Origin of the sequence: Paraburkholderia aromaticivorans, assembly GCF_012689525.1 — a bacterium.
Lineage (GTDB): Bacteria > Pseudomonadota > Gammaproteobacteria > Burkholderiales > Burkholderiaceae > Paraburkholderia > Paraburkholderia aromaticivorans_A.
In genome coordinates this window covers 3736014-3751043 of the sequence record NZ_CP051516.1, presented here as the reverse complement: position 1 = coordinate 3751043, position 15030 = coordinate 3736014, and the positions used below count along the sequence as shown (strand labels likewise).

Here is a 15030-nt window from a genome sequence, read left to right as displayed (position 1 = left end):
CAGTGAGGAGTGGGCAATCATGTTCAACGCAGTGATCGATGCGCCGTTCGGCAAGGTCGGCATCCGCCTCGAAGGCGAGGCCGTGCGCGAGATCGTCTATCTGCCGGATTCGATCCAAAGCGTCGCGCCCGACACGCCTTTGGCGAGACAGGCAGCCGAGCAGATCGAGCGATATTTCGAGCGCGCTTCGGCGAAGTTCGAGTTGCCGCTGGCCTCGGTCGGCACCGTATTTCAGAAGCGTGTCTGGCAGGCCATCAGCGACATTCCGCCGGGCGTCGTGCTGACCTATGGTCAACTGGCGAGGCAACTTGGCAGCGCGCCGCGCGCGGTCGGTCAGGCGTGCGGCGCCAATTATTTTCCGATTGTGATTCCCTGTCATCGGGTGGTGAGTTCGAGCGGCATCGGCGGCTTCGCGAATCACGCCGAAGAGGGTTTCTTCCGCAACATCAAGCGCTGGTTGCTGGCGCATGAAGGCATTCCCTACGCATGAGCGATACGTTGATCGACGACGCGGCAGCCGCGTCACCTCTGTTCGCCGCCAGCTCGGCGTCGATCGATGCATTCTGCGACGCGCTGTGGCTCGAACACGGACTGTCGCGCAACACGCTCGATGCCTACCGCCGCGATCTGCGTCTCTTTTGCGAATGGCTGGCGCAGAGCCGCAACGCCTCGCTCGACACCGCGAGCGAAGCCGATCTGAGCGCGTATAGCGCGGCGCGGCAAAAAGACAAATCGACTTCGGCGAACCGCCGGCTTTCCGTGTTTCGCCGCTACTACGGCTGGGCGGTGCGCGAGCATCGCGCGAAGGTCGATCCGACGGTGCGCATTCGTTCGGCGAAACAGCCGCCGCGTTTTCCCTCGACGCTCAGCGAAGCGCAAGTCGAAGCGCTGCTCGGTGCGCCCGACGTCGATACGCCTTTGGGTTTGCGCGATCGCACGATGCTGGAGTTGATGTACGCGAGCGGTTTGCGCGTGACTGAACTCGTCACGTTGAAGACGGTGGAAGTCGGCCTGAACGAAGGCGTGGTGCGCGTCATGGGCAAGGGCTCGAAGGAGCGGCTGATTCCGTTTGGCGAGGAAGCGCATAGCTGGATCGAGCGCTATCTGCGCGAGGCGCGGCCCGCGTTGCTCGGCGCGCGCGCGACCGACGCGCTGTTCGTGACGAGCCGCGCCGAGGGCATGACGCGCCAGCAGTTCTGGAACATCATCAAGCGTCACGCGGCGGCGGCCGGCGTGCATGCGCCGCTCTCGCCGCATACCTTGCGGCATGCGTTCGCGACGCATCTGCTCAATCACGGCGCCGACCTGCGTGTCGTGCAAATGCTGCTCGGCCACACGGATATTTCGACTACGCAGATCTACACGCACGTGGCGCGCGAACGGTTGAAATCGCTGCATGCGCAGCATCATCCGCGAGGCTGATGCGAGCTTGCGCTTCGTTCAGAGAAACTCGCGCAGCCGGTGCTTGAGAATCTTGCCCGTCGATGCCGCAGGCAGCGCGGCGAGCACTTTGACTTCGGCCGGTCGCTTGTACGGCGCCAGACGCTCGCCGCACCAGTCGATCAATTCGGCGGGCGTCACCGTCGCGCCCGCAAGCAACTCGACGAACGCGACCACTTCCTCGTTACCCTCCACCGCGCGTCCGATCACCGCCGACTGCACGACTTGCGGATGCGCATTCAACGCATGTTCGACTTCGGCCGGATACACGTTGAAACCCGAGCGGATGATCAGTTCCTTGCTGCGCCCGACGATATGCAACACGCCGTCCGCGTCCTGCCGCGCGAGGTCGCCGGTTTTGAGCCAGCCGTCTTCGGTCACGACCTTACGTGTTTGCTCCGGGCTGCGATAGTAGCCGAGCATCACGTTGGGGCCGCGCACCCATAGTTCGCCGATGTCGCCCTTTGCGGCGTCGATGCCGTCGAGTCCGACGAAACGCACATCGACACCGGGAATGACCTCGCCGACGGAACAATCGCTGCGCGGCGCATCGAGCATGGTGTGCGACACGGTCGGGCTGCTCTCGGTCATGCCGTAACCGTTATGCAACGGCAGACCGTAGACGCTTTCCACCTGCGCTTTCAAGGCGGCGTCGAGCGGCGAGCCGCCCGAATAGGCGAAGCGCAATTGCGGCGCGGACCACGAGTGGCCGTGCGTCTGCAGATGTTCGAGCAGTTTGGCGTGCATGGCCGGCACGCCCTGGAAAATCGACACGCGTTCCTCGGCGAGCGCGCGGCGCACGGCTTCCGGCGCGAAGCGCGGCACGAGCCGCAAGGTCGCACCCGCATGCAGACTGCCCAGACAGACGGACGCGAAACCGTACACGTGCGAGATCGGCAGCACGGCATAGACGACATCGTCCGGGCCGACTTTGCGCAACCGGCTCGAAATCGCGGCGATGAACAGCAGATTGCGATGCGACAGCATCACGCCCTTTGGCGCGCCGGTGGTGCCCGTGGTGTAAATCAACGCGGCGCACTGGCGGTCGCTTGCGGCTTCGACCGGCTCGGCGACGGCCGCGCTGTCCACCGTGTACGACCAGGCGCCGATGTCCGGCGTGATGGTGGGTGCCTTGGCGGCGTGATGGCGCTCTGCGTGCCGCTTGGCGTCGGCCGAGCTTTCCGTGGCGTAGGCGACCACGCGAGGCTGCGCGTGCGCACGGATCGAGTCGAGTTCAGCCGCGGACAGGCGCGCGTTGGAGACCAGCGCCCACGCGTCGAGTCGGGCGGTCGCGAACAGCAGTACGATCTGCACGATGCTGTTCTCCGCGACGATCATCACGCGATCGCCGCCGCGCACGCCCCATTCGCGCAGCAGCGCGGTGGCGGCGTCGACGGCCTCCAGCAGTTGCGCGCTGGTCAGGCGGCGCGCGTCCTCGATCAAGGCGATGTGCTGTGGATCGCGCGCGGCGGCCAGCGCCGGAATGTCGGCGATGCGTGCGGGCAGGGCCGCCAGCAGCGCGGGAATGTCGATGGTGGAACGGGTAGGCGAATCGAAGCTCAACGCTGTCTCCTAAAAACGATTCGGTGCTCGGCATGCAGTGCGCCGGAAGATTTTCGAACGATCGTGCCACAATCGCCCGACGCGCACAATTGACCATTCGGCAAATAGCCGTTGTGCAAAGTCGCCATTACAATGCGCCGATGAGCAAATCCAGACACGTCTCCGAAACGCCGGCCACGCAGTTTCTGCGCCGCCATGGCATCGCTTTCGGCGAACATCCTTATGATTATGTCGAGCACGGCGGCACCGGGGAATCGGCGCGCCAGCTCGGTGTGGACGAACATCACGTCGTGAAGACGCTGGTGATGGAAGACGAGCACGCCAAGCCGCTGATCGTACTGATGCACGGCGACCGCACCGTCAGCACCAAGAACCTCGCGCGGCAAATCGGCGCGAAGCGTGTCGAGCCGTGCAAGCCCGAGGTGGCGAACCGGCATTCCGGCTACCTGATCGGCGGCACCTCGCCGTTCGGCACGAAGAAGCCGATGCCGGTGTACGTCGAGTCGAGCATTCTCGAGACGGACAAGATCTGGCTGAACGGCGGCCGGCGCGGTTTTCTGGTGAGCATCGATCCCAAGGTGCTGACGGAATTGCTGGCGGCGAAGGCGGTGCAGTGCGCCAGCGTCGATTGACGTTTGCCTGAATGTTTTGCGGGCGCGCGGGTTCGGTAGAATGTGCGCCGCCTTGTTCCGAGTTGCGCGCCCTGTTGCGGTTGGGGTATCGAGTTTCAGACCGCCGATCCTTATAAGAGTCCCAGATGCAAAACCTGATCGTTGCTGTCGTTGCCTACCTGATCGGTTCGGTGTCGTTCGCCGTGATCGTGAGCGCCGCGATGGGCCTCGACGACCCGCGCTCGTACGGCTCGGGCAACCCGGGCGCCACCAACGTGCTACGCAGCGGCAGCAAGAAGGCCGCGATTCTCACGCTGATCGGCGACGCATTCAAGGGCTGGCTGCCGGTGTGGTTCGTCGTGCACTACGGCGCGCGCTACGGGCTCGACGAGACGGCGGTGGCGATTGCGTCGGTGGCCGTGTTTCTTGGTCACCTGTATCCGGTCTTTTTCCGGTTCAAGGGCGGCAAGGGCGTGGCGACCGCGGCCGGCGTGCTGCTCGCGATCAACCCGATTCTTGGCGTTGCGACCTTGCTGACGTGGCTGATCGTGGCGTTTTTCACGCGCTATTCGTCGCTGGCGGCATTGGCTGCTGCGGTGTTCGCGCCGATCTTCGACGGTTTTCTGTTCGGGCCGCACGTCATCGCGCTGGCGATCGTCGTGATGAGTTCGCTGCTGGTGTGGCGCCATCGCGGCAATATCGCCAAGCTGATGCGCGGGCAGGAGAGCCGCATCGGGCATAAGAAGAAGGCGGATGCGGCGGCGAAGCCGGCGGGGGGTAGTGATCTTTGATGGTTGACGCGTAGACGCGTTGATTGCGTTCGTGCGTTCGTGCTTGGCTTGGCTGTGCTCTACCTGGCCAGGCGGCGCGCTATGCAATCCGCCGTGCCCAGTGCACCGACTTTGCGCGGCGCCGCGCGTTTGCCGGCCCGCGCAAACCGCCGAACTGCATCGCGCGAACGCTTTAGCCGGGCGCGCACTCGCGCCCCAGGCGATCAGTCGCGGAAGTTGTTGAAGTCGAGCGGCGTGTCGGTCACGTCCTTGCGCAGCACGGCGATCACGCTTTGCAGATCGTCGCGCTTGCCGCCGGTGATGCGTACCGCGTCGCCCTGAATGCTCGCCTGGACCTTGATCTTGCTGTCCTTCACGAGGCGCACGATTTTCTTCGATAGATCGCCCGACACACCCTTCTTGATCTTGATGACCTGCTTGACCTTGTCGCCGCCGATCTTCTCGGTCTTGCCGTAGTCGAGGAAACGCACGTCCACGTTGCGCTTCGCCATTTTCGACAGCAGCACGTCTGTCACCTGGCCGAGTTTAAAGTCATCGTCCGCGTAGGCCGTGATTTCGTTTTCCTTGTGTTCCACGCGCGCGTCCGACCCTTTGAAGTCGAAGCGCGTTGAAATTTCCTTGTTGGACTGCTCGATCGCGTTCTTGACTTCGATCATGTTCGCTTCGCAGACGACGTCAAACGATGGCATTTTTTTCTCCCAATAGTGCTGCGGTGCGTGACGCAACCGGGCGGCTGCTCACGGGGCACTCGCTATAATCACGGACCGGACGTCATTTTACCGACGCCACTCCCTTTTGCCCAAGGCCGCCGCGCATTGTCGCCCGGCCGGGGCCCGAAGCCGGTTTCATCGGCTGCTTTATTCGTTGTTTCATTTATCGTTTCACGGTTCTCATTCCGATGGCCCAATCCGATTCCGCCGCGTTCATTGCCGGCTTTCCGCTGAAGGCGCACAACACCTTCGGCTTCGATGTGCGCGCGCAGTTTGCGTGCCGCATCGAGCGTGAAGAGCAATTGATGGCCGCGGTGCGCGATCCGCGCGCAGCCGGCCTGCCGCGCCTCGTGCTGGGCGGCGGCAGTAACGTCGTGCTGACCGGCGACTTTGGCGGACTCGTGCTGCTGATCGCGCTGCAGGGCCGCCGCGTCGTGCGCGAGGATGATGACGCATGGTACGTCGAAGCGGCCGGCGGCGAGCCGTGGCACGAGTTCGTCGCCTGGACTTTGTCGCAAGGGTTGCCCGGCCTCGAAAACCTCGCGTTGATTCCGGGCACGGTGGGCGCGGCGCCGATTCAGAACATCGGCGCGTACGGGCTGGAGATGGGCGAGCGCTTTGCGTCGCTGCGCGCCGTGGAGCTGGCCACCGGCGACGTGATCGAAATGGACGCTCAGGCGTGCCGCTTCGGCTATCGCGACAGTTCTTTCAAGCGGGAAGGGCGCGACCGTTTCGTCATCACGTCGGTGACGTTCCGTTTGCCGAAGGTCTGGCAGCCGCGCGCCGGCTACGCGGATCTGGCTCGTGAACTGACCGCGAACGGCCATGCCGACGCGCCACCGACAGCGCAGGCCATTTTCGATGCCGTGGTAGCAGTGCGACGCGCCAAGCTGCCCGATCCGTTGGAACTCGGCAATGCTGGCAGCTTCTTCAAGAATCCGGTGGTGGACGCGGCGCAGTTCGAGGCGCTGAAGGTCAGGGAGCCCGACGTCGTGTCGTACGCTCAGCCGGATGGGCGGGTGAAACTTGCCGCGGGTTGGCTGATCGATCAATGCGGCTGGAAAGGTCGCGCGATGGGCGCGGCGGCCGTGCATGAGCGTCAGGCGCTGGTGCTGGTGAATCGCGGCGGAGCCACTGGCGCGGAAGTGCTGGCGCTCGCCAAAGCCATTCAGCGCGATGTGCTGGAGCGGTTTGGGGTGGAATTGGAGGCGGAACCGGTTTGTTTGTGATGATTTGCTGATGATAAAAAAGGCGCCCGGAGTTTCCTCCCGGCGCCTTTTTTTGCGTGGGCGTTTTGGCTTCGGCCGCGCCTGACGGCGCTTAACTTCGATTGCACGAAGTTAGCCTTCACCGAAACGCCCGCCATCAGTCGCGCTGACGACGCGCATTCTCCGCGATCCGCATACGCAGCGCGTTCAGCTTGATGAACCCGCCAGCGTCGGCCTGGTTGTAGGCGCCGCCGTCGTCGTCGAACGTGGCGATGGTCTTGTCGAACAGCGTTTCCTTCGAATCGCGCGCAACCACCGACACGCTGCCCTTGTACAGCTTCACGCGCACCCAGCCGTTGACCTTCTCTTGCGTATGGTCGATCAGTACCTGAATCGCGCGGCGCTCCGGGCTCCACCAGTAGCCGTTATAAATCAGCGACGCGTAACGAGCCATCAGATCGTCTTTCAGGTGAGCCACTTCACGGTCGAGCGTGATCGACTCGATGCCGCGGTGCGCCTTCAGCATGATCGTGCCGCCCGGCGTTTCATAGCAGCCACGCGACTTCATGCCGACGTAACGGTTTTCCACCAGATCCAGACGGCCGATGCCGTGCTTGCCGCCCAGACGGTTCAGCTCGGTGAGCATTTCCGCAGCCGACAGACGCTTGCCGTTGATCGCGACCGGATCGCCGTGCTCGTATTCGATGTCGAGGAATTCAGCCTGGTCCGGCGCCTGTTCCGGCGACACGGTCCAGCGCCACATATCGGCTTCGGCTTCCGCTTTCGGGTCTTCCAGGTGACGGCCTTCGAACGAAATGTGCAGCAGATTCGCGTCCATCGAATACGGCGCGCCGCCTTGCTTGTGCTTCATTTCGATCGGAATGCCGGCCTTTTCCGCGTATGCGAGCAGCTTTTCGCGCGACAGCAGATCCCATTCACGCCACGGTGCGATCACCTTGATGCCCGGTTCCAGCGCGTAGTAGCCGAGTTCGAAGCGAACCTGGTCGTTGCCCTTGCCGGTTGCGCCGTGCGACACCGCTTGTGCGCCGGTGGCGCGGGCAATTTCGATCTGGCGCTTGGCGATCAGCGGACGCGCGATCGACGTGCCCAGCAGGTACTCGCCTTCATAGATCGTGTTGGCGCGGAACATCGGGAACACGAAGTCACGCACGAATTCTTCGCGCAGGTCTTCAATAAAGATGTTGTCCTGCTTGATGCCGAGTTGCACGGCTTTCTTGCGCGCCGGTTCCAACTCTTCGCCCTGGCCGATGTCGGCCGTGAACGTGACGACTTCGGCGTCGTAATTGTCCTGCAACCACTTCAGGATGACGGAGGTGTCGAGGCCGCCCGAATAGGCGAGCACGACTTTCTTGATATCGCTCATGGTGAACTCGTAGCTGGAGAAAGCGGGAAAACAAGGCGCGCCGGCGGTCCCGGAGCGCGGAAAACCACTATTTTGACACTAAACCGCAGGTTGCCCGCGTTTTTGGGGCCCTGCGGTGTTGAAGCCGGGTCTGCTACCACCGTGGACGCCGGCTCGATGCGTGGCGCTAAACGTGGATGCCTTGCCTCGTATTCAAGGCCCCGTCGCGCTTCACGCAGATGCTACTCAACGTGCTGACTGAGCGGCTCGCTCAGTGATTCAGCTTGCCGAGCAGCAGGTATTCCATCAAGGCCTTTTGCACGTGCAGACGATTTTCCGCCTCGTCCCACACGACGCTTTGCGGGCCGTCGATCACCTCCGCGCTGACTTCCTCGCCGCGGTGGGCGGGCAAGCAGTGCATAAAGAGCGCGTCCGCATTGGCGCGCGCCATCATGTCGGCGTCGACGCACCAGTCGGCGAAGGCTTTCTTGCGCGCTTCGTTTTCGGCTTCGAAGCCCATGCTGGTCCAGACATCGGTGGTCACGAGGTCGGCGCCGATGCAGGCGTCGTTCGGATCGTCGAATTCTTCGTAGAACGGCGCGCTTTCGGCGGCGACCATGGAACGGTCGAGCTTGTAGCCCGGCGGCGTGGACAGACGCAGCTTGAAGCCAAGAATCTGCGCGGCTTCGATCCACGTGTACAGCATGTTGTTGGCGTCGCCGACCCACGCGACCGTCTTGCCGCGAATCGGGCCGCGATGCTCGAAGTACGTGAAGATGTCCGCCAGAACCTGGCACGGGTGATATTCGTTGGTCAGCCCGTTGATCACCGGCACGCGCGAATTCTCGGAAAAGCGCTGGAGAATGTCCTGGCCGAACGTGCGGATCATGATGATGTCGACCATGCGCGAGATCACTTGCGCGGCGTCTTCAATCGGTTCGCCGCGGCCGAGCTGCGTGTCACGCGTGCTCATGAAAACGGCGTGGCCGCCCAACTGGAAGATGCCGGCTTCGAACGACAGGCGCGTGCGTGTCGAATTTTTTTCGAAGATCATCGCCAGCGTGCGATCGTGCAGCGGATGGTAGGTCTCGTAGTTCTTGAATTTGCGTTTCAGAATACGCGCGCGTTCCAGCACGTACTCGTAGTCTTCCAGCGAGAAATCCTTGAACTGCAGGTAGTGGCGAATTTTCTTGGCGGTCATGAAACAAATACGGCGGTCTCACCCGGCAGGATTGCCGGACGGCGCCGCCGTCGTTTGTGGTAACTCAATGCAGCATAAAGGATTTCGCCCGGTTTGACGAGTCGGCCAAAAGGCTGGGCAAGCTGTCTGAAAGCCTTGTGGAACCCTCAGACATGTCTTGTGTGCGCTGCGGAAAAGGGTCCGCTGCGCTATAATCCGCGGGTTATCCCAAAGCTCAGCAGGCCGGTATTCCGCTTGGCCGGCCTCGGCTCGCGCGGTTCGGAACAACCTGCTCGCGGTGCGCCGTCATGACAAGCGACAAGGCGGCTTAGCCGGCTCTTCGCGGTTTCTGGTGGTGTGGTTCGCCATCGCGGCACGGTCGGCACGGTCGGCAAGTCCCAGGCAATTCAGAGCCGTTCCGCCGTCCGCTTTGCCGTCATCCCGCTGGGCAGTCACACAGGTATTCCTACATGGCCGAAGCAGCTCCAACCGAATATTTCATTCAGGGCATCACGTCGACGGGAAAAAAGTTTCGGCCGAGCGACTGGTCGGAGCGTCTCGCAGGCGTCATGGCCTGCTTCGGCCCCGGCGCAAGGAAGGGGCCGAACGCTTATTTGCAGTACTCGGTGTATGTCCGGCCGACCATGATTGGCGACCTCAAATGCGTGATTCTCGATTCGCGTTTGCGCGACATCGAACCGATGGCTTTCGACTTCGTCCTCAACTTCGCTAAAGACAACGACCTCGTCGTGACGGAGGCGTGCGAGTTGCAACTCGAGCACGCCACGCCGCAAGAGAAACGGCACGTGATCTAGCGCGAGCCTGCCGGATCGGTAAAGGCAAAATCAAAAGCAAAAAACCCGCTGGCAGCGGGTTTTTTTACGGGCAGTCCGTTAGTCACGAGCGCGACGAACTACGCGATACAGTGCGGATCTGTCGGTCCGAAGCAAAAAAGCCCGCCGAGGCGGGCTTTTCTGTGCAGCGGAAACAGGAGGTAGCCCACCGAAGCGGGCTGACCGGAATTACTGCGCTGCGGACGCTTGCAGACCCTTGATGGCTGCAGCGAGACGGCTCTTATGGCGAGCTGCCTTGTTCTTGTGAACGATTTTCTTGTCGGCGATGATGTCGATGGTCTTCGACGATGCCTGGAAGATTTCAGCGGCCTTAGCCTTGTCGCCGGCGTCGATCGCCTTGCGGACAGCCTTGATAGCCGTGCGGAACTTCGAGCGCAGTGCCGAGTTGTGCGAGTTTGCCTTGGCGGCCTGGCGGGCGCGCTTGCGTGCTTGTGCGGAGTTAGCCATGACGGTTCCTTATCCTGTTCCTGTTTCCAGTACCTGACCTTCAAGTGGTGAGGTGCTGCTTTTAGATCGAACTCTTGGAAGCGATTGCCCAAGAGCGCAAAAGTGTCGAAAAAAATCGATTGGACTACGCGAAGGCAGGCCGGTGTTTTCGGGCTACTCAAGGGTGTTGGCAGATGGCGCGCGGCTAACTGTGGCTAGCGTATGACCGATCTGAACCCCGTCCGAAAATTGAGCGAGCTTCGAAACCGGCGATTATAGCAACAAAATCAGGCACGTGGCAACGGGAAAGCGCCAGGAAGCTTTGCCGCCCTGTTGCGTAAAGTCCGGCGCCGGGTCGGCGGCCAGATCGCGCAAACCTGTCGCAGGGCGGGCACAAGGCTGCCGCAGGGCGTGCCCGGCGGGCCCAGAACGGCGTGGCCGCGCTACAAAAAACGCGCTGATTCGCTTATCCGATCGAACGTCCTCGCGGCAAATCGGTCCGAATCGCGTTCCGGCTCGTCGTCCGCACTCGCGGCACCCGTATAATAAGCGCCCCATGAATCTATTCCGAGCCCTGCTGACGGTCAGCGGCTTCACGCTGCTGTCGCGCGTGACCGGACTGGCCCGCGAAACGCTGATCGCACGCGCGTTTGGTGCCAGTCAATACACTGACGCGTTTTACGTCGCCTTCCGCATTCCGAACCTGCTGCGCCGTATCTCCGCCGAAGGCGCGTTCTCGCAGGCCTTCGTGCCGATCCTCGCGGAGTTCAAGAACCAGCAAGGTCACGACGCCACCAAAGCGCTGGTCGACGCCACGTCGACGGTGCTCGCCTGGGCGCTCGCGGTCCTCTCGCTGATCGGGGTCGTAGGCGCGTCGGGCGTGGTGTTCATCGTCGCCTCGGGTCTCGCGCACGAAGGTCAGGCGTACGCCCTCGCGGTCACCATGACGCGCATCATGTTCCCGTACATCATTTTCATTTCCCTGACATCGCTGGCGTCGGGCGTGCTGAATACGTACAAGAACTTTTCGCTGCCCGCGTTCGCGCCGGTTCTGCTGAACCTCGCGTTCATCGTCGCCGCGGTGTTCGTCGCGCCGCGTCTGCAAACGCCGGTCTACGCGCTTGCGTGGGCGGTGATCGCCGGCGGCGTGCTGCAATTCCTCGTGCAGCTGCCGGGTCTGAAGAAGATCGACATGATTCCGCGCATCGGATTGGACCCGGTGAAGGCGCTCGCGCATCGCGGCGTCAAGCGCGTGCTGTCCAAGATGGTGCCCGCAATGTTCGCCGTCTCGGTCGCGCAGATCAGCCTGATCATCAACACGAATATCGCGTCGCGCATCGGGCCGGGCGCGGTGTCGTGGATCAACTACGCCGACCGGCTGATGGAGTTTCCGACCGCGCTGCTGGGCGTCGCGCTGGGCACGATCCTGCTGCCTAGTCTCTCCAAGGCGCACGTCGACGCCGACCCGCACGAGTATTCGTCGCTGCTCGACTGGGGCTTGCGCGTGACCTTCCTGCTGGCCGCGCCGAGCGCCGTCGCGCTGTTTTTCTTCGCGCAGCCGCTGACCGCCACGCTGTTCCACTACGGCAAGTTCGACGGCAATTCCGTGGTTATGGTCGCCCGCGCGCTGTCGGCGTACGGCGTCGGCCTGATCGGCCTGATTCTCATCAAGATCCTCGCGCCGGGGTTCTACGCGAAGCAGGACATCAAGACGCCGGTGAAGATCGGTGTCGGCGTGCTGATCCTCACGCAGTTGAGCAACTATCTGTTCGTGCCGATTTTCGCGCATGCGGGTTTGACGCTGAGCGTCGGGCTCGGCGCTTGCGGTAATGCGCTGCTGCTGTTTCTCGGTCTGCGCAAGCGTGGCATCTATACGCCGTCGAGCGGCTGGCTCAAATTCTTCGTGCAGTTGTTCGGCGCCTGTCTGGTGCTGGCCGGCACGATGCATTGGCTGGCCATCAGCTTCGACTGGATCGGCATGCACAGCCGCCCGGTCGACCGCATGGTGTTGCTCGCAGCGTGCCTCGTGCTGTTCGCCGCGCTATATTTCGGTATGCTTTGGCTGATGGGCTTCAAGTACGCGTATTTCAAAAGGCGAGTGAAGTGATCACGATGACGCGAGTTCTCGACTATTTCAGCACGCTCGTCGCCGAAGACGACAGTCTTCCACTGACCGAGGCGGCGCTGTCGCTCGCGCAGGACGCCTATCCCGATCTCGATCTGCAAGGCACGCTCGCCGAGATCGACGAGTTGGTGGTGCGCTTGCAGCGGCGCATGCCGGACGACGCCGACATCAAGCAGAAGGTCGGCATCCTGAACCGGTTCTTCTTTCGCGAACTGGGTTTCGCCAGCAATCTCAACGATTATTACGACCCCGACAACAGCCATCTGAACGCGGTGCTCAAGCGTCGCCGCGGCATTCCGATTTCGCTGGCGGTGCTGTATCTGGAAATGGCCGAACAGATCGGCGTCCCTGCGCGCGGCGTGTCGTTTCCCGGTCACTTTCTGTTGCGCGTCACGACGCCCGACGGCGACGTCATGCTTGATCCGACCAGCGGCCACTCGCTGTCCGAATCGGAGATGGTGGAAATGCTGGAGCCGTATGTGGCGTCGGCGGGCGAATCGGTGAGCAGGGCGCTGCGCATGCTGCTGCAGCCGGCCACGCGCCGCGAGATCATCGCGCGTATGCTGCGCAATCTGAAGTCCACGTATCTTCAGACGGAACGCTGGCAGCGTTTGTTGGCGGTGCAGCAGCGTCTCGTGATCCTGCTGCCTGAAAGTATCGAGGAAGTGCGCGATCGCGGCTTCGCTTATGCGCGGCTCGATTATCTGCGGCCCGCGCTCGAGGACCTCGAGCGTTATCTCGGCGACCGGCCGGATGCCGAGGACGCGACCGTGGTGGAATCGCAACTGCAAGAACTGCGTCAGCGCACCCAGCATGACGACCGCGAGTAAAAGCGCGCCCACGCAACCGGCATTGCAACCACCGCTCAAAAAAACGCCTGCACATGAATGATCATGTGCAGGCGTTTCACTTTAGCGCGGGCTGCTTTGTAAAACCGCGCGCTGTCTGCCAGCTTACTTCGGCTGCATCCGAATCGCGCCGTCCAGACGAATCACTTCGCCGTTGAGCATCGGATTGTCGAAGATCTGCTTGGCCAGCATCGCGTACTCGGCCGGTTTGCCGAGACGCGGCGGGAACGGCACCATCGCGCCGAGAGCGTCCTGCACTTCCTGCGGCATGCCGAGCAGCATGGGCGTTTCGAAAATGCCCGGTGCGATCGTCATCACGCGGATCGCGTTGCGCGACAGGTCGCGTGCGATAGGCAGCGTCATGCCGACCACGCCGGCCTTGGACGCCGCGTAGGCCGCCTGGCCGATCTGGCCGTCATACGCGGCCACCGACGCCGTGTTGATGATCACGCCGCGCTCGCCATTCGCGTTCGGTTCGTTCTTCGACATAGCCGCGGCGGCGAGCCGGATCATGTTGAAGGTGCCGATCAGATTGATCGAGACGGTGCGCGCGAACGAGTCGAGCGGATGAGGGCCGTCCTTGCCGACCGTTTTGACGGCCGGCGCGACGCCCGCGCAATTGACGAGGCCGCGCAGCGTGCCGAGCTTGGTGGCGGCTTCGACGGCCTGAGTGGCGTCGTCTTCGCGGCTCACATCGCATTTGACGAACACACCGCCGAGTTCTTTCGCGAGCGCCTCGCCGGCATCCACATTCAGGTCGGCGAGCACCACTTTGCCGCCGTTTTCGACGAACAGGCGCGCCGTGGCTGCGCCCAGACCCGATGCACCGCCGGTGATCAGGAAAACGTTGTCACGAATCTCCATGTCTTCTCTCCTTTGCTACGGTTCAGTAATGTCTAGATCGAATATCTTTTCGATGATCGATTGTAACGGCTATGCTGCAATGCGGAAAGCGAAGCGGGCAGGCGGCTGATTCACGCGCTGTCGGCGGCGCGCCGGCAAAGCAAACCGTTACGGATGGCTAATTAATATCAAGCGTGGGCACGGAGAAAACGTTCACTGCGCTCGAACCATCCGTTGCATAAAAAAACCCGCCGGCAAGGGCGGGTCTCTCCTGAAGCGAACACAGACGGAAACGAGCTTACTTCAACGCCTCGAACGCGCGGTCACGAATTTCGTCGACGCTGCCGAGGCCCGAAATGCGCCGATACTGCGGCGCGTGCAACGGGGTCGACGAATCGCCGTTCTTCGCCCAGGTGTTGTAGTACTCGATCAGCGGCTTGGTTTGCGCCTCGTACACTTCCAGACGCTTCTTGACCGTTTCTTCCTTGTCGTCGTCGCGCTGGATCAGCGGTTCGCCGGTCACGTCGTCCACGCCTTCGACCTTCGGCGGATTGAACTTGACGTGATACGTGCGGCCCGACGCGGCGTGCGAGCGGCGGCCGCTCATGCGCACGATGATCTCGTCGAACGGCACGTCGATTTCCAGCACGTAATCGATCGGGACGCCGGCCTGCTTCATAGCTTCAGCTTGCGGAATGGTGCGCGGAAAACCGTCGAACAGATAGCCGTTCGCGCAGTCCGGCTGCAGCAGACGCTCTTTCACCAGGTTGATGATCAGTTCGTCCGTGACCAGCTCGCCGGCATCCATGAAGCGCTTCGCTTCGAGGCCGAGCGGCGTGCCGGCCTTGACGGCCGCGCGCAGCATGTCGCCGGTGGAAATCTGCGGAATGCCGAATTTTTCCTTGATGAAGTTTGCCTGAGTGCCCTTACCCGCGCCGGGTGCGCCCAAAAGGATCAAACGCATGTGATATCTCCAGATCTATGTGAATTCTTTGGTGGCGCTGCGGACATCCCACGATGCGTCGAGGGGACCCGCGTCGGCTGCCGTTTTGGGTCTCGCGCTGCACG

At 62.4% G+C, this 15030-nt stretch carries 15 protein-coding genes; 8 read left to right on the top strand and 7 right to left on the bottom strand.

Annotated elements, in window-relative coordinates:
• The first annotated feature begins 19 nt into the window (after nt 1-19).
• Both HF916_RS45090 and xerD read left to right on the top strand, forming a co-directional pair.
• Complete coding sequence (locus HF916_RS45090) at nt 20-490, top strand: methylated-DNA--[protein]-cysteine S-methyltransferase (protein WP_168795063.1); 471 nt, start codon at nt 20-22, stop codon at nt 488-490.
• On the top strand, nt 487-1422 hold the full coding sequence (xerD, locus tag HF916_RS45085; RefSeq protein ID WP_168795062.1) for a site-specific tyrosine recombinase XerD: 936 nt from the start codon (nt 487-489) through the stop codon (nt 1420-1422). Before HF916_RS45090 ends, xerD begins: the two co-directional genes overlap by 4 nt.
• An 18-nt stretch (nt 1423-1440) precedes the next feature.
• Here the strand turns inward: xerD and HF916_RS45080 are convergent, their stop codons facing one another.
• Entirely contained in the window at nt 1441-3003 is a 1563-nt protein-coding gene (locus HF916_RS45080) for a class I adenylate-forming enzyme family protein (RefSeq protein ID WP_168795061.1), read from the bottom strand.
• 140 nt (nt 3004-3143) lie between these two features.
• Between HF916_RS45080 and ybaK the strand changes: the two genes are divergently transcribed.
• A complete protein-coding gene (gene ybaK, locus HF916_RS45075; protein ID WP_168795060.1) occupies nt 3144-3635 on the top strand; it encodes a Cys-tRNA(Pro) deacylase in 492 nt (163 codons plus the stop codon).
• A 125-nt stretch (nt 3636-3760) separates the two neighbouring features.
• Complete coding sequence (plsY, locus tag HF916_RS45070) at nt 3761-4405, top strand: glycerol-3-phosphate 1-O-acyltransferase PlsY (RefSeq protein WP_168795059.1); 645 nt, start codon at nt 3761-3763, stop codon at nt 4403-4405.
• Nucleotides 4406-4608: 203 nt separating this feature from the next.
• Here the strand turns inward: plsY and HF916_RS45065 are convergent, their stop codons facing one another.
• The gene (locus HF916_RS45065) at nt 4609-5094 is read right to left on the bottom strand and encodes a YajQ family cyclic di-GMP-binding protein (protein ID WP_168795058.1); all 486 of its coding nucleotides are present in this window, start codon (nt 5092-5094) and stop codon (nt 4609-4611) included.
• Nucleotides 5095-5303: 209 nt separating this feature from the next.
• On the opposite strand from HF916_RS45065, the gene murB reads away from it, so the two are divergent.
• Nucleotides 5304-6344, top strand: coding sequence for a UDP-N-acetylmuramate dehydrogenase (gene murB / locus HF916_RS45060; protein ID WP_168795057.1), 1041 nt, complete (start codon nt 5304-5306; stop codon nt 6342-6344).
• Nucleotides 6345-6480: 136 nt separating this feature from the next.
• On the opposite strand, the gene HF916_RS45055 is transcribed toward murB, so the two are convergent.
• Both HF916_RS45055 and argF read right to left on the bottom strand, forming a co-directional pair.
• The gene (locus tag HF916_RS45055; protein WP_168795056.1) at nt 6481-7707 is read right to left on the bottom strand and encodes an argininosuccinate synthase; all 1227 of its coding nucleotides are present in this window, start codon (nt 7705-7707) and stop codon (nt 6481-6483) included.
• 250 nt (nt 7708-7957) lie between these two features.
• Entirely contained in the window at nt 7958-8887 is a 930-nt protein-coding gene (argF, locus tag HF916_RS45050; RefSeq protein ID WP_168795055.1) for an ornithine carbamoyltransferase, read from the bottom strand.
• A 449-nt stretch (nt 8888-9336) separates the two neighbouring features.
• Between argF and HF916_RS45045 the strand changes: the two genes are divergently transcribed.
• Nucleotides 9337-9681, top strand: coding sequence for a DUF3579 domain-containing protein (locus HF916_RS45045; protein WP_168795054.1), 345 nt, complete (start codon nt 9337-9339; stop codon nt 9679-9681).
• Between the two features lie 207 nt (nt 9682-9888).
• On the opposite strand, the gene rpsT is transcribed toward HF916_RS45045, so the two are convergent.
• Nucleotides 9889-10167, bottom strand: a complete 279-nt coding sequence (gene rpsT, locus HF916_RS45040; RefSeq protein WP_020069158.1) for a 30S ribosomal protein S20 — start codon at nt 10165-10167, stop codon at nt 9889-9891.
• A gap of 535 nt (nt 10168-10702) precedes the next feature.
• Between rpsT and murJ the strand changes: the two genes are divergently transcribed.
• Nucleotides 10703-12253 (top strand): murein biosynthesis integral membrane protein MurJ, encoded by a 1551-nt coding sequence (murJ, locus tag HF916_RS45035; RefSeq protein WP_168795053.1) that lies wholly within the window; start codon nt 10703-10705, stop codon nt 12251-12253.
• 5 nt (nt 12254-12258) lie between these two features.
• The gene (locus HF916_RS45030; protein WP_168795052.1) at nt 12259-13101 is read left to right on the top strand and encodes a SirB1 family protein; all 843 of its coding nucleotides are present in this window, start codon (nt 12259-12261) and stop codon (nt 13099-13101) included.
• A gap of 123 nt (nt 13102-13224) precedes the next feature.
• On the opposite strand, the gene HF916_RS45025 is transcribed toward HF916_RS45030, so the two are convergent.
• Nucleotides 13225-13983: a 3-hydroxyacyl-CoA dehydrogenase gene (locus HF916_RS45025; protein ID WP_168795051.1), complete on the bottom strand. Its 759-nt coding sequence runs from the start codon at nt 13981-13983 to the stop codon at nt 13225-13227.
• 277 nt (nt 13984-14260) lie between these two features.
• Nucleotides 14261-14926 carry an adenylate kinase gene (gene adk, locus HF916_RS45020; protein ID WP_168795050.1) on the bottom strand — a complete coding sequence of 222 codons (666 nt, stop codon included), beginning with the start codon at nt 14924-14926 and terminating at the stop codon, nt 14261-14263.
• Nucleotides 14927-15030: the final 104 nt, after the last annotated feature.

What these genes read in the sequence shown, in the direction of transcription:
- murB (WP_168795057.1), top strand. Translation starts at nt 5,304, where the DNA reads ATGGCCCAATCCGATTCCGCCGCGTTCATTGCCGGCTTTCCGCTGAAG.
- argF (WP_168795055.1), bottom strand. Translation starts at nt 8,887, where the DNA reads ATGACCGCCAAGAAAATTCGCCACTACCTGCAGTTCAAGGATTTCTCG.
- rpsT (WP_020069158.1), bottom strand. Translation starts at nt 10,167, where the DNA reads ATGGCTAACTCCGCACAAGCACGCAAGCGCGCCCGCCAGGCCGCCAAG.
- HF916_RS45025 (WP_168795051.1), bottom strand. Translation starts at nt 13,983, where the DNA reads ATGGAGATTCGTGACAACGTTTTCCTGATCACCGGCGGTGCATCGGGT.
- plsY (WP_168795059.1), top strand. Translation starts at nt 3,761, where the DNA reads ATGCAAAACCTGATCGTTGCTGTCGTTGCCTACCTGATCGGTTCGGTG.
- HF916_RS45055 (WP_168795056.1), bottom strand. Translation starts at nt 7,707, where the DNA reads ATGAGCGATATCAAGAAAGTCGTGCTCGCCTATTCGGGCGGCCTCGAC.
- ybaK (WP_168795060.1), top strand. Translation starts at nt 3,144, where the DNA reads ATGAGCAAATCCAGACACGTCTCCGAAACGCCGGCCACGCAGTTTCTG.
- HF916_RS45065 (WP_168795058.1), bottom strand. Translation starts at nt 5,094, where the DNA reads ATGCCATCGTTTGACGTCGTCTGCGAAGCGAACATGATCGAAGTCAAG.
- HF916_RS45030 (WP_168795052.1), top strand. Translation starts at nt 12,259, where the DNA reads ATGACGCGAGTTCTCGACTATTTCAGCACGCTCGTCGCCGAAGACGAC.
- HF916_RS45090 (WP_168795063.1), top strand. Translation starts at nt 20, where the DNA reads ATGTTCAACGCAGTGATCGATGCGCCGTTCGGCAAGGTCGGCATCCGC.
- adk (WP_168795050.1), bottom strand. Translation starts at nt 14,926, where the DNA reads ATGCGTTTGATCCTTTTGGGCGCACCCGGCGCGGGTAAGGGCACTCAG.
- xerD (WP_168795062.1), top strand. Translation starts at nt 487, where the DNA reads ATGAGCGATACGTTGATCGACGACGCGGCAGCCGCGTCACCTCTGTTC.
- HF916_RS45045 (WP_168795054.1), top strand. Translation starts at nt 9,337, where the DNA reads ATGGCCGAAGCAGCTCCAACCGAATATTTCATTCAGGGCATCACGTCG.
- murJ (WP_168795053.1), top strand. Translation starts at nt 10,703, where the DNA reads ATGAATCTATTCCGAGCCCTGCTGACGGTCAGCGGCTTCACGCTGCTG.